The organism is Gordonia sp. G4 (assembly GCF_057770005.1).
In genome coordinates this window covers 3402735-3415437 of sequence record NZ_CM173442.1, presented here as the reverse complement: position 1 = coordinate 3415437, position 12703 = coordinate 3402735, and the positions used below count along the sequence as shown (strand labels likewise).

Annotated in this window: 12 protein-coding genes and 1 riboswitch; of the genes, 5 read left to right on the top strand and 7 right to left on the bottom strand. The window is 67.8% G+C overall.

Going from position 1 to position 12703, the window contains the following annotated elements:
* Nucleotides 1–52 precede the first annotated feature (52 nt).
* Nucleotides 53–292 (top strand): hypothetical protein, encoded by a 240-nt coding sequence (locus AC3B5T_RS15305; protein WP_488357689.1) that lies wholly within the window; start codon nucleotides 53–55, stop codon nucleotides 290–292.
* A 37-nt stretch (nucleotides 293–329) separates the two neighbouring features.
* Here the strand turns inward: AC3B5T_RS15305 and AC3B5T_RS15300 are convergent, their stop codons facing one another.
* The 3 genes from AC3B5T_RS15300 to AC3B5T_RS15290 form a co-directional block, all read right to left on the bottom strand.
* Nucleotides 330–1430, bottom strand: a complete 1101-nt coding sequence (locus AC3B5T_RS15300; protein WP_488357688.1) for a YhjD/YihY/BrkB family envelope integrity protein — start codon at nucleotides 1428–1430, stop codon at nucleotides 330–332.
* A 74-nt stretch (nucleotides 1431–1504) separates the two neighbouring features.
* Nucleotides 1505–2560, bottom strand: a complete 1056-nt coding sequence (trpS, locus tag AC3B5T_RS15295) for a tryptophan--tRNA ligase (RefSeq protein ID WP_488357687.1) — start codon at nucleotides 2558–2560, stop codon at nucleotides 1505–1507.
* Between the two features lie 23 nt (nucleotides 2561–2583).
* Entirely contained in the window at nucleotides 2584–3420 is an 837-nt protein-coding gene (locus AC3B5T_RS15290) for an exodeoxyribonuclease III (protein WP_488357686.1), read from the bottom strand.
* A 145-nt stretch (nucleotides 3421–3565) separates the two neighbouring features.
* Between AC3B5T_RS15290 and AC3B5T_RS15285 the strand changes: the two genes are divergently transcribed.
* A complete protein-coding gene (locus AC3B5T_RS15285) occupies nucleotides 3566–3748 on the top strand; it encodes a (2Fe-2S)-binding protein (RefSeq protein WP_010841902.1) in 183 nt (60 codons plus the stop codon).
* A gap of 99 nt (nucleotides 3749–3847) precedes the next feature.
* Nucleotides 3848–4333 (top strand): bacterioferritin, encoded by a 486-nt coding sequence (gene bfr / locus AC3B5T_RS15280; RefSeq protein WP_010841901.1) that lies wholly within the window; start codon nucleotides 3848–3850, stop codon nucleotides 4331–4333.
* Nucleotides 4334–4414: 81 nt separating this feature from the next.
* Here the strand turns inward: bfr and AC3B5T_RS15275 are convergent, their stop codons facing one another.
* Both AC3B5T_RS15275 and AC3B5T_RS15270 read right to left on the bottom strand, forming a co-directional pair.
* Entirely contained in the window at nucleotides 4415–5701 is a 1287-nt protein-coding gene (locus tag AC3B5T_RS15275) for an MFS transporter (RefSeq protein ID WP_488357685.1), read from the bottom strand.
* A 129-nt stretch (nucleotides 5702–5830) separates the two neighbouring features.
* Nucleotides 5831–7624 carry a cutinase family protein gene (locus tag AC3B5T_RS15270; protein ID WP_488357684.1) on the bottom strand — a complete coding sequence of 598 codons (1794 nt, stop codon included), beginning with the start codon at nucleotides 7622–7624 and terminating at the stop codon, nucleotides 5831–5833.
* Nucleotides 7625–7890: 266 nt separating this feature from the next.
* A riboswitch (SAM riboswitch) is annotated at nucleotides 7891–8011 on the top strand.
* Nucleotides 8012–8074: 63 nt separating this feature from the next.
* Between AC3B5T_RS15270 and AC3B5T_RS15265 the strand changes: the two genes are divergently transcribed.
* Both AC3B5T_RS15265 and metX read left to right on the top strand, forming a co-directional pair.
* Nucleotides 8075–9409 carry a bifunctional o-acetylhomoserine/o-acetylserine sulfhydrylase gene (locus tag AC3B5T_RS15265; RefSeq protein WP_488357682.1) on the top strand — a complete coding sequence of 445 codons (1335 nt, stop codon included), beginning with the start codon at nucleotides 8075–8077 and terminating at the stop codon, nucleotides 9407–9409.
* Nucleotides 9410–9425: 16 nt separating this feature from the next.
* Nucleotides 9426–10580 (top strand): homoserine O-acetyltransferase MetX, encoded by a 1155-nt coding sequence (gene metX, locus AC3B5T_RS15260; RefSeq protein WP_035717105.1) that lies wholly within the window; start codon nucleotides 9426–9428, stop codon nucleotides 10578–10580.
* Nucleotides 10581–10675: 95 nt separating this feature from the next.
* On the opposite strand, the gene AC3B5T_RS15255 is transcribed toward metX, so the two are convergent.
* Together AC3B5T_RS15255 and AC3B5T_RS15250 are read right to left on the bottom strand one after the other, a co-directional pair.
* On the bottom strand, nucleotides 10676–12238 hold the full coding sequence (locus tag AC3B5T_RS15255; RefSeq protein WP_488357681.1) for an Hsp70 family protein: 1563 nt from the start codon (nucleotides 12236–12238) through the stop codon (nucleotides 10676–10678).
* A 168-nt stretch (nucleotides 12239–12406) separates the two neighbouring features.
* On the bottom strand, nucleotides 12407–12679 hold the full coding sequence (locus tag AC3B5T_RS15250) for a DUF3017 domain-containing protein (protein ID WP_035717121.1): 273 nt from the start codon (nucleotides 12677–12679) through the stop codon (nucleotides 12407–12409).
* Nucleotides 12680–12703 lie beyond the last annotated feature (24 nt).

Below are 12703 nucleotides of genomic sequence, written 5' to 3'. Positions count from 1 at the left end.
CGTGCGTTAGGCTCGCGAAAAGGAACCCACTTCGACGTCAGAAGAGCCAGCGATGTTCGACTACGGCTTCCGGACCGACCCCGCCATCTCGGTGGGCCGCCTCGTCTCACCGTCGGCCGACACACCTGTCGTGTCGTCGGCACCGTCACCGCCGCAGAACGGGAATCGTGCCGCGGCAACGGGTTCCGATCAGGCGTCGTCGACCTCGGTCCAGATCCTCATCGGCCTCGTGGCCGCGCTGGTGTCGGTAGTCCTGCTGCTCCTCGGGCTGCGGCTCTCCGGTCGGCGCTGAGCCCCCACGAGCGACCCGGCTCCAACGGTCCCGGGCGTCACCGTCGCCGGAGGACGCCGACCAGAGCGGCTGCTGCCGCGCCCACTCCGACAGCCGCCGCGAGTGCACCCGCCCGGGGCGTCGGGTTCACCTCCACGGTCGGCGAGATCATCACCGGCCGGTGGAGTTCGGCGTCGGGCTCCTCGACCACCTGGTAGCGGCTGTTGATCGGGTCGGTGGCACACCACGCGCTGGCGTACAGCACGATGCGCGAAGCCAGGTAGGCGAAGACGAAGACACCGAAGATCGGACCGAACGCAACGCCGGCCGGCGACCCGAGCACCGATTGAAGATATAGTCCGCCAAGCGATTTCATGAGTTCGAATGCGATCGCGGTGACCAGGCCGGCCTTCATGGCATGCGTCATCGGCAACGGCACCAGCGGCAGCCGCGCGAGTACGAAAGTGAAGAGCAGCCAGCTGGCGAACACGGATACGACGATGGCGACCGCCCGCACCACGATCGGCGCCCACGACGCGTCGTCGAGTCCTACCCAGGACAGCATTGTGGTGGTGAGTCCGCTGTTGCCGAGGGTGGTCAGCCCCATGGTCGCCGCGAAGGCCAGGCCCAGTAGAGCGAAGGTGAGGAGATCCCACACCTTCGACAGCACCGGGTTGCGGTCGACGCGACCCCCGTACATCTCGGTGAAGGCCACCCGGACGCCGGAGATCCACCCTATCCCCGTGAAGGCGGCACCGATCAGACCGACGATCCCGACCGCTGCGCGTGAGGCGATCGCCGAGTCGATGACCTCACTGAGCTGCTCACCCATCTTGCCGGGCGCGGCCTCCACGACGGCCTTCTGCAGGTCCTCCAGCAGTTGAGGCTGGTTGGCGAGCACGAACGCCGCGATCGAGAACACCACCATGATGATGGGGACGAGCGCCAGGATGCCGTTGAAGCTGATGGCCGCGGCATACACATTCCCGCGCCGGTCGTTGTACCGTTCGACGGTCTGCACCAGATGCTCGACGGCCGGCCACTTCTCGCGCGCCGCGGCGAGGGCCGACTTGCCCTTCTCGACCGTCGACTTCCCTTTGTCCACAGCCGACTTCGCGGTGTCTGCCGGTGATTTCGCCGTGCCTGGCGCGGAGGTCATGCGTGCCTTCCTCGTCGGAGCGCGGGACAGGCGTCCCTGTCAACATCCCGTGCAGGCGTCCTGCGGGTCCGGTCTCACCGGCCAGGCGCCAGGAATCCCACCTTGTCATAGACCGATGCGAGCGTCTCGGAGGCGACGGCCCGGGCGCGAGCCGCGCCCCGGGCCAGGACCGCGTCGAGCTCGGCCGGGTCGGCCAGGTACTCGTCGACCCGTCCGCGCAGCGGTGTCACGAACTCGGTGAGCACCTCTGCGGTGTCGACCTTCAGATCGCCGTATCCCTTGCCTTCGTATTTGGCGACCAGGTCATCGACACCCACGCCGGAGAGCGCCGACTGGATGGTCAGGAGGTTGGAGACGCCGGGCTTCTCGGCCGCATCGAAACGGATCTCCGAGCCGGTGTCGGTGACAGCGGAGCGGATCTTCTTCGCCGAACGCTTCGGATCGTCCAGGAGGTTGATCAGACCCTTGTCGGTCTCGGCGGACTTGCTCATCTTGGCGGTGGGGTTCTGCAGGTCGTAGATCTTCGCGAACTCCTCGACGATGTGCGCCTGGGGCACCTTCAGCACCTTGCCGAACCGGGAGTTGAATCGCTGCGCGAGATCGCGGGTCAGCTCGAGGTGCTGACGCTGGTCCTCCCCGACAGGCACTCGATCGACCTGGAACGCGAGGATGTCGGCGGCCATCAGGATCGGGTAGGTGAACAAGCCGACACCCGCCGCGTCCACGCCCTGTTTGGCCGACTTGTCCTTGAACTGCGTCATGCGGCTGGCCTCGCCGAAACCCGTGATGCAGGACAGGACCCAGGTCAGCTGGGCGATCTCGGGGATGTGGGACTGCACATAGATGGTCGAACGCTCGGGATCGACGCCGACGGCCAGCAGCTGGGCAACGCTCAGGCGGGTGCGTTCGGCGAGGACCTTCGGATCGAATGGCACCGTCAGGGCATGCATGTCGGGGATGAAGTAGAACGCCTCGAAGTCGTCCTGCAACGCCACCCACTGTCGGACCGCGCCGAGATAGTTTCCGAGGTGGAAGGAATCGCTGGTCGGCTGGATACCCGACAGCACACGCGGGCGGGTCGGCACCGCCTCGGCCGCCGGGGCTCCGTTGCGCTCTACGTCGCTGGTCATGACGCCCAGTTTGTCAGACCCGGTCACTCGTACCGCACGGTGACCGGGGCATGGTCGGACCAGCGGAGGTCGTACGCCGCGGCACGTTCGACCTCGGCCTTGTTCGCCCGGGCAGCCAGCGTCTTGTTGGCGAGCTGATAGTCGATGCGCCACCCGGAGTCGTTGTCGAAGGCCTTCCCGCGCCACGACCACCAGGAGTAGGGCCCGGCGTCGTCGGGGAACAGTTCGCGCACGACGTCACGCCAGCCCGACGCCAGCAGGTCGGCGACCCAGGCCCGCTCGTGCGGGAGGAAACCGGGGCTCTTGAGATTGCCCTTCCAGTTCTTGATGTCGGCCTCGGCGGGCGCGATGTTCCAGTCACCGCCGACGACGACATGGCGACGCCGGCGGACCAGCCGGCCGAGATGGGCACCGAACTCGTCCATGAAGCGGACCTTCTCGTCGTGCTTGGCGATGTCCTTCTCCGCCTCGGTGAGCGCGGCACCCTTGGGGAGATAGAGACTCGCCGCCGTCAGCGACCCCAGATCGGTGTCGACGTCGACCTCGAGGTACCGGCCGAGGTCGTCGAACTCGGCGCTCCCGAATCCGACCCGCACCGCCGACGGAGCCTCGCGCGTCAGCACACCGACACCCGCGTGGCCCTTCACGACCGACTCGCACATCGTCAGATGCCACCCGTCGGCGAGGGCCGGGGCCAGCGCCTCGCGCGCGAGCTCCTCGTCGGCGCGGACCTCCTGCAGCAGGACCACATCCGGTCCCGACGCATCGAGCCATGGCAGGAAGCCGCGGTTGGCCTCCGACCGGTGTTTGACCGCTGCGCGGATTCCGTTGACGTTCACCGTGGAGATCGTGAGTGGCACGGGGCCACATCCTACTGGCGGGATCCGACAACCCGTGCCCCGGCGATCGGCCACCCCAGAGAAAAATAAAGGTAAGGCAACCCTTGTGCGTACCACCCAAGGTATGTAAGCATTACCTAATCCAGGCACGAAGGTGAGTCCGAAGATGTTCGTTTGCATATGCCGCGCCGTGACGGTCGACGAGGTTCACGCACACTGCGACGCAGGTGCGTACACCGTCGATGCGATCAGCGACCGATGTGGCGCAGGCGAAGGCTGCGGAACCTGCCTGGACCAACTGCACGACATCCTGAGCGAAAGGGCGTCAACCGCGACGACCGCTGCATGACCTGACACGGGAAACCGACGAACCTCGCGCGAGACCGCGCGGGGGTTTTTGTCGTGTTACGGTTCGATCGGACATCCACGGCGAACCGGAGGCTCACCCATGCGTGGCGACGACGAGGTCATCGAACTGCTCAACGAACAGCTCACCAGTGAGCTCACGGCGATCAATCAGTACTTTCTGCACGCGAAGATGCAGCAGAGCTGGGGTCTGACCGAGATCGCGGCGAAGACCCGGGCCGAGTCGATCGAGGAGATGACGCACGCGGAGATCCTCACCGACCGAATCCTGTTCCTCGACGCGCTCCCCAACTACCAGCGCCTGCTGCCGCTGCGTATCGGGCAGTCGATTCGGGAGCAGTTCGAATCCGACATGGCGATCGAGGTGGAGGTCGTGGAGCGACTCCGGCCCGGCATCGCCCTGTGCCGGTCGAAAGGCGACGTCACGAGCGCGAATCTGCTCGAGCAGATCCTCGCCGACGAGGAAGAGCACATCGACTACCTCGAGACGCAACTCGAGCTGATCAACAAGCTCGGCGAACAGCTCTACCTGTCGAAGACGATCGCCACCCCGCCGACCAACGGCTGAGCACACCCACTCGACACCACGAGGGCCGACCGGAACTTTCCCGGTCGGCCCTCGTCGTCGTCGAGCCGGTCATGCTCCGGCTCAGGAGCCGACGGGATCGTGTCGTGCCTGGCGCCGGGAGGCGGCGAGGGCCAGGACGGTGACCCCGATGCCTGCCACCGCCAGCAACACCCCGACGACCGATGGCGCGAGATAGCCGTAGCCTGCGCCGACCACGACACCACCGAGCAGGGCTCCGGCCGCGTTGGCGATGTTCAGGGCGGAGTGGTTCAACGCCGCGGCCAGCGTCTGCGCATCGGCGGCCACGTCCATCAGTCTGGTCTGCAGGGCAGGCAGCATCGTCGACCCGGTGAGCGCCACGAGGTATGTGAGAATCAATGCCGCCCAAGCATTCTGCGCCAGCACCGCGAAGGCGCCGAGGGAGATCGCGCTGGCCGTGAGTCCACCGAGGATCGCCACCGACACGCTGCGGTCGGCGACGTAACCGCCGACGAAGTTGCCGGTCACCATGCCCAATCCGTAGAGCATGAGCGCGAACGGTACGACCGAGACCGACAGCCCGGTATCGGTGGTCAGCGCGGAGTTGAGATAGGTGTAGAACGCGAACATCCCGCCGAACCCGACGGTTCCGATCACGAGGGTGAACCAGACCTGGGAACGACGCAACGCACCGAGTTCGGTGAGCGGGTCGGTGGTCGTCATCCCGGTGAGCGCGGGCAGCGCACGCATCAGCGCGATGACGGTGGCGACTCCGATGGCGACGACGATCGCAAACGCCGACCGCCAGCCGAACGTCTCCCCCAGCCAGGCGGCAGCCGGCACGCCGAACACATTGGCGACGGACAGCCCGAGCATCACCTGGCCCACGGCTTTGGCGCGATTCCGGGGACCCGCGAGATGCGCGGCGACCAGCGCCGCGACGCCGAAGTAGGCACCGTGCGGCAGGCCCGCCACGAATCTCGCCACCAGCAGCAGTCCGTAGTCCGGCGCGAGGACCGTGGCCAGGTTACCCACGGTGAACGCCACCATCAGTCCGATCAGCAGCGTGCGTCGCGACATCCTCGCCGTGAGCGCCGCGATCAGCGGAGCGCCCACCACCACACCCATCGCGTATGCCGAGATGACGTGTCCGGCAGTCGGTTCGGACACCCCCAGCGATCCGGCGATGTTGGGCAGCAGCCCCATCGCGACGAACTCTGTCGTGCCGATCCCGAAACCACCCAGCGCGAGGGCGAGAATCGTCCAGCGACGCACCCGCCGGGACACGCCGCCCGAGACGGTACCCCCGGGGTTGGCCTCCGGGGCGGTGGACCGATCCGTCAGCGAGACGTCGGCCGGGGCATCGGTGGTCGAAAGAGCGTCAGACACGGTTCATGCCAACCCTGGCCGGCCGGCACTGATTCCTCACCCGCCGGTGAGTTCATTCACAGGCCCATGCCCGCGAGGTGGTCCCGGCGCCGGCCGGCGTCGAATCAGGCGGTGGCTTCGAGCGGCGGGTCAGGCGCCGCCCTCGGACCCCGTGACCTCGAGGTCACTGCGCTCCGCGCCGGCACCCTGCCCGGACGGCTCCGGCTCGTTCCCCGACATCTCGCCCCCTGAGGTGTCCTCCGCTGAGGTGTTGTCTCCTGAGGTGTCCTCCGCTGACGGATCGTCCACCGTCGGGTTGTCCGCCGACGGATCGGTGGTGGCCGGAACCTCGTCGGCGCGCGAGGGCGGAGCGGGCTCCTCTCCGGGCTCGTCGCTCCCGGAGGCGTCGGCGGGCGCACCGGACGGATCGGCGGCCGGGTCGACCGCCGGAGCCGAATCGGTCGGGCCGGGCTGCGCGGTCACCGGTGCAGCCGGGTCGCCGGACCCGGTCGACGATTCGGCGCGAACCGGCTCGGTGGCGTCGTCGGTCGCGGTCGCGAGCCGTGCGAACGTCGACGATCGCAGGCTCGTCGTATCCACCGCGAGGACCGTGACCGTGCCGGCCCGCGGTGTCACCGGCCCGACGATCGCGCCCGCCCAGTACCGCACGAAGTTCACCGGCAACCAAACGATGCTGCGGAGGCTCGCAGCCAGTGCGGTCGCGCCGTCGACGAACCGCGCCGGCGACAGCGTGAGGATCCCCTGGAGGATGTCCTCGAAGACGAAGAGGTCCGGTAGGTAGGCGCCGTACCCGAGTTTCGGCAGCGGCGGCAGCAGACCCTGCACGAGCCTGATCACCGGCTGCAGGTTCGCGAGTTCGATCCCGTACGGCAGCTCGATCGTCGGACGCCCGGACAGGAAGTCCCCGATCGCTCCGCCGTACCCGGCATCGCGCGCCCAATCCCGCACGAGTTCGGCGAACGCGGAATCCGCGGCGACCATACAGACCGCGGACTCCGGCTCGCATCGGACGCTCCGACCGTCGTTCCAGGTCGTTTCGTGGGGGTCGCGATACATCTGGAACGGGTACAGGTTGTGCTTGGTGAAGTAGCCGAGGAGGCCGTCGATGGCGCCGATCGGGTCGTGGATCGGGTCCGGCAGATCACAGATGGGATCGCCGTCGATGCACACGGACACCACCCTGCCCTCGAGCTCCCCGAACCCGCCGTCGGTCTCGGACCCGCCTCGCGACCCCGCCATCGTCAGACCGGGGATGATCCCGATCAACGACAGTTCGATGCCGCGGCCCGTCTTGTCCCCGGCCTGTCGAGGGTCGGCGTAGAGCTCGCCGGAGATCCCGTCCGGATCGATGGTCACGAGGACCGGAGCGCCGTTCTCGTGGAGCATGACCTCGCCGTTCTCGTCGGTCGCGACGACCTCGTCGACATTCCGGCCGTTGCCGATGTCGGCGAGGACGTCGCCGGCGACACGGGCGCCCTGTGAGTAGCCGGCGACCACGATGTCGGACTCGGCACCGCATCGCTTCTGGTACCCCGCGATCGCCGACGCCGTCGCACTCCTGCCCTGGGCGGTGCTGTCGTCGTACCCCGCGGCACCCAGTGGCCACAGTGTGGTCGGGTAGTCGACGTGGATCACGTCTTTCGGCTCTGCGAGGTAAGCACTACCGGGGTCGTCGACGACGACCACCTCACCGTCGCGCACCGTCGGCATCTTCCCGGTGTAGCGCTGCTCGACCCCGACGAGATGAGCGCTCTCCGGGTCGTTGGTACCGGCGACGATGACCACCGCGCCCGAGGCGCTGCACTCGGCAGCCGCCGCCGGGGCGGTACCCGACAGACTGAGAGCCGCCACGACCGCGACGGCGGTGACGGCGGCGATCACGAGCGAGATCCGTCGGGTTCGGAGGTGAGCGATCGCGGACATGGCGCTCCTGGGCGAACCCGGACCTCCCGATCGGAACGTTCCGACGCAGCCGGGGCTGGTTCGACGCTAGATCCGCGATCGGGGAACCGACAGCACACTGAGGGCCGCTAACGACCGTGACCAGGCACTACTCATCTGACCACACCTGATTTCACTCGGTCGGAGGACAGCACACTCCACCCTCGCGGCGGCCTTCTCAAGTGTTGGGCGCGGCCTGACCGGGACGGTTCTCAGGCCCTCACATCCGTGTTATATCCTTGTCGCCAGGTCATGAGTATCAGCGTCAAGCCCCGGCTGGCTGATCGGCAACCCTCCATCCGCGGTGGGGTGCTCCGGGTGATGACCGGGTTGCGGGATCGCGCTGACGATCCCCGGCAAGCGCGGGTCCGAAGGTCGGACCCCAACAGGGTCGAGTTGGGCCCTGCCGACCGTAGAAAGTGATGAATTGCCATGTCTGATGTCCCTGACGGCACCCTCGACAGCAACGATCCCAGCGAGAACTGGAGCTTCGAGACGAAGCAGATCCACGTCGGGCAGTCCGCGGACGCGGTGACGAACGCCCGTGCGCTGCCGATCTACCAGACGACGTCGTACGTCTTCAACGACAGCCAGCACGCGGCCAACCTCTTCGGACTCGCGGAACCGGGCAACATCTACACCCGCATCATGAACCCGACACAGGATGCCGTCGAGCAGCGGATCGCCGCGCTCGAAGGCGGCGTCGCCGCATTGCTGGTGGCGTCGGGTCAGGCCGCAGAGACCTACTCGATCCTCAACATCGTCGAGACCGGCGGTCACGTGGTGTCGAGTCCGCGGCTGTACGGCGGCACCTTCAACCTCTTCCACTACACGTTGCCCAAGCTCGGCGTCGAGGTGAGCTTTGTCGAGGATCCCGAGGATCCGGCGTCGTGGCAGGCCGCGGTCAAGGACAACACCCGTGCGTTCTTCGGTGAGTCGATCTCCAACCCGAACAACGAGATCCTGGACATCAAGGGCATCTCGGAGGTCGCGCACCGCAACGGCATACCGCTCATCATCGACAACACCGTCGCCACCCCGTACCTGATCAACCCGCTCGCCCACGGCGCCGACATCGTCGTGCACTCGGCCACCAAGTACATCGGCGGACACGGCACCGCGATCGGCGGCGTGATCGTCGACGGCGGCACCTTCGACTGGCGGGTCCAGCGTGACGGGAAAGACCTGTTCCCCGGCTTCACCACCCCTGACCCGAGCTACCACGGTGCGGTCTTCGCCGACCTCGGCGCACCGGCGTACGCGCTCAAGGCGCGCGTCCAGTGGCTGCGCGACACCGGTGCGGCCATCTCACCGTTCAACGCGTTCCTGCTCGCCCAGGGCCTGGAGACCCTGAGCCTGCGCATCGAGCGCCACGTCGCCAACGCACAGAAGGTCGCCGCGTTCCTGGAGAAGCACGACCAGGTCGAGTCCGTCGCCTACGCCGGCCTCGAGTCCTCGCCGTGGTTCAAGCGCGGTCAGGAGCTCGCCCCCAAGGGTCAGGGCGCGATCATCGGTTTCGAGATCACCGGCGGCGTCGACGCGGGCAAGAAGTTCGTGGACGCACTGAGCCTCCACAGCCACGTCGCCAACATCGGCGACGTGCGGTCGCTGGTCATCCACCCGGCCTCGACCACGCACAGCCAGCTGACCCCCGAGGAACAGCTCGCCGCCGGCGTGACCCCCGGACTGGTGCGCCTGGCCGTGGGCATCGAGGGAATCGACGACATCTTGGCCGATCTCGAACAGGGATTCGCGGCGGCCAAGTGAAACAGGTGAGGCAGCTTTGTCGGTGAGTATCGACCTGAACGCGACAGCGTCTGATCAGCCCGACTGGGAGTCACTCCCGGACGGGGAACTCGTCGGCATCCCCATCGGATCGCTGCCTCTCGACAGCGGAGCACGGATCGACGACGTCACCCTGGCGTTCCAGCGCTGGGGGACGTTGTCGCCCTCCCGCGACAACGTGATCCTCACACTCCATGCGCTCACCGGCGACTCACACGTCACCGGACCCGCCGATGCCGACCACGACTCGGCCGGGTGGTGGGACGGCCTGATCGGACCCGGTCAGGCGATCGACACGGACGAATGGTGCGTCATCTCGGCCAACGTGCTCGGCGGATGCAAGGGATCGACGGGTCCGGCGTCCCTGGCCCCCGACGGCCGTCCGTGGGGATCACGCTTTCCGCAGATCACCGTGCTCGATCAGGTCCGCGCCGAGGTGGCACTGCTGGACCGACTCGGAATCCGCAGCGTCGGAGCGGTTCTCGGTGGCTCGATGGGTGGCGCCCGCGCCCTCGAGTGGGCCATCGAGTACCCCGACCGGGTGCGCAGCGCGCTCGTCCTCGCCGTCGGCGCCCGCGCGACCGCCGACCAGATCGGTATCCAGTCCGCACAGATCGCCGCGATCAAGGCCGATCCGGACTGGTGCGGCGGCGACTACCACGGTACCGGCCGAGCCCCGTTGCAAGGCATGGGAATCGCCCGCCGAATCGCCCACCTCATGTACCGCAGCGAGCCAGAGCTCGACAGTCGATTCGCCAATGACGCCCAGGGCGACGAGAATCCCCTGACCGGCGGGCGCTACGCCGTGCAGAGCTACCTCGACCACCAGGCGTCGAAGCTGATGTCCCGCTTCGACCCGGCGAGCTATGTCGTCCTCACCGAGGTCCTCAACCACCATGATGTCGGTCGCGGTCGCGGCGGAGTCGCGAAGGCGCTCAACGAATGCACCGTTCCGGTGATCGTCGGGGGCATCGACTCCGATCGCCTCTACCCGATTCGGCTGCAGGTCGAACTCGCCGACGAGCTGGGCAACTGCGTCGGCGGTCTCCAGGTCGTCCATTCCGACACCGGCCACGACGGATTCCTGACCGAGTTCGACGCCATCAGCGACCTCCTCAAGCGCACGGTCGAACTCGCCCGTCGCGACGCCTGACCGCGCCTCGACAGTTCGGCCGCTCTCGTCAGCGAGTCGGGGTCAGCCGGTCTGATCAGCGGCCTCGCAGGCGCGGTTCTGACAGGGCGGTTCGGTCAGCGCGGCGCGGGAACCGTCGGGACCGGACTGCTGGGCGGGGGCGGCGGCGGAACCTGCGACTCCCCCTCCGTGGCAACGGTTTTCCCTGATTCCGGAGCGGCGGGGAGCTGAGTCGACCCCTGTGCGCGTGTGCTGCTCGGCCGCACCGAGCCACCGCGCGGAGGCGCCGGTGTCGACGTCGAGTACGTCGGCGGGGGTGGCGTGGGCGCCGAACTGGGCGGACGCAACCCCGGCGGCAACAGGTCCGGCGGTATCGTCGGCGTCGACCCCGGCGGGAACGCCAGGTCCGGCCACGGGAACGGCGACAGCGTGCGGGTGCTGGTACCCGTCGAGGGTCGCGTCGGCGGCAACTCCGTGGTCGCCCATGCCGGCGGGTCGTTCGACCCGGTCTGCGGTAACGGTTGTTGTGTGGGAACAGGATTTACGACGGTCGGCTCGACGGGTTCGGCCGGGATCCTGGTGATCGGCTGAGAGGTCGGCGTCGGGGTGACCGGCTCGGTGTCACTGGTCGCCGCGGCCGGCGGCACGCTGCTCACCGCGGGCTGCGGATCGACGGTCGGCCGATCGGCGAAGGACGAGCTCACCGCATAGATCGTCATCAGCGTGGCGGCGATGACGGCCCCGGCCACCGCGATGGGTGTCGCGGAAAGCCATTCACGTTGCGGTTTGCCGCCGATGAACGCGAGACGTGCTGCGCCCGAGTAGCTCTCGAGGGCGAGCAGCGCCGCACCGGTGGCCACGACCAGCTCCGGAGCCGTCGGACTGACGACCTCCAGATCATGCTCCGACGCGATCGCGCGCACCGCGGGGAGATTGGCGAGTCCGCCGATGAACACCACGGCGTCCGGTTGCACGCCCCGCGACCGGGCGGCCGCGACGTACCGGGCGAACACTTCTCGCGCGTCACGGATCATCGGCTCGATCGCCTGCTCGACGTGCGTGGCCGACAGCGACACGCGTTCGGTGTTCGCCGACACCGCGACCACGGACTCGGTGGCGGAGGAACCGCCGTAGGCGATCTCCTCCTTCGCGGTCCGGCAGGCGCTGCGCAGTTCACTGCGATCGGCACGTGTGCGGGTGGCCTCGCCGAGGGCCGGGTGGTCGGCGGTCAGCTGATTGACGATCGACCGGTCGAGATGACGCCCACTCAGGACCGTCGAGTGCTCGGGATTGCCGATCCTGCCCTCGCGGGGGTCGACGGTGTAGAGCGACATGCCGGTGTCGCCACAGTCGACGACGACGGCGGCCGAGAAGCGGTCGATCTCCCCGGTGTCGGCGAGGTAGGCGAGGACGGCCTCGTCCTCACCGACGAGACGGACCTGACGTCGCGGGCCACTGCCCCTCGAGCGCAACTGCCGACGCTGGCTGCCCGTGCGTGCGGCGACCCCGATCGGGCCCACCCTCGTCCCGGTCTCGCGGGCGGCGGTCAGCATCACGTCGACGCCTGCGTTCACGCGGCCGGCGGAGTCGAGACCGTCGGTGGGGTCGACGTCGATGACGCGCGAGTCGATCACACTGCGACCGAGATCGTCACGTGTCAGGAGGACGTAATGAATCATGCCAGCACCTGCTGACACGCCCATGGACGTCACTTCACTCACGGTGTCGTCGGTTGGTGATGCAGTGATACAAACTCCAGCGGTCGGTGCGTCTGCGGCAGGGCAGCGGAAAAGTGCCTGGTTGAGCGAACGACCACCTGTCAGGTCACGCTCAGGTCTCTATTGTAATCAATCCGTGCCCAAAGAGTCGATCGACGCTGCCAGCCACAGCATCACGGCGCCGACTGTCGCCATCACCGTGACGTCGAACGGCTTGCCCCTGACCTGCAGCAACCCGGCTTGCGAGGACGGGATGAAGGCGCGAAGCACGGCGCCGACGAGCAGTGCCGCCCCGAAGACGAATGATCCGCGCCGCCAGCGGTCGAACATCACGAGCAGCGCTGCGGCCAGCACACCGGCCATCACCAGCAGATATGGGAGTTGGACGAGCACCGCCCGCAGACGCGTGCCGTCGGTGGAACCGTG

Bases quoted from the DNA above. Each gene is read 5' to 3' on its own strand.
- AC3B5T_RS15305 (WP_488357689.1), top strand. From the start codon at position 53: ATGTTCGACTACGGCTTCCGGACCGACCCCGCCATCTCGGTGGGCCGC.
- AC3B5T_RS15300 (WP_488357688.1), bottom strand. From the start codon at position 1,430: ATGACCTCCGCGCCAGGCACGGCGAAATCACCGGCAGACACCGCGAAG.
- AC3B5T_RS15265 (WP_488357682.1), top strand. From the start codon at position 8,075: ATGTCTGATGTCCCTGACGGCACCCTCGACAGCAACGATCCCAGCGAG.
- AC3B5T_RS15285 (WP_010841902.1), top strand. From the start codon at position 3,566: ATGTTCGTTTGCATATGCCGCGCCGTGACGGTCGACGAGGTTCACGCA.
- trpS (WP_488357687.1), bottom strand. From the start codon at position 2,560: ATGACCAGCGACGTAGAGCGCAACGGAGCCCCGGCGGCCGAGGCGGTG.
- bfr (WP_010841901.1), top strand. From the start codon at position 3,848: ATGCGTGGCGACGACGAGGTCATCGAACTGCTCAACGAACAGCTCACC.
- AC3B5T_RS15255 (WP_488357681.1), bottom strand. From the start codon at position 12,238: ATGATTCATTACGTCCTCCTGACACGTGACGATCTCGGTCGCAGTGTG.
- AC3B5T_RS15270 (WP_488357684.1), bottom strand. From the start codon at position 7,624: ATGTCCGCGATCGCTCACCTCCGAACCCGACGGATCTCGCTCGTGATC.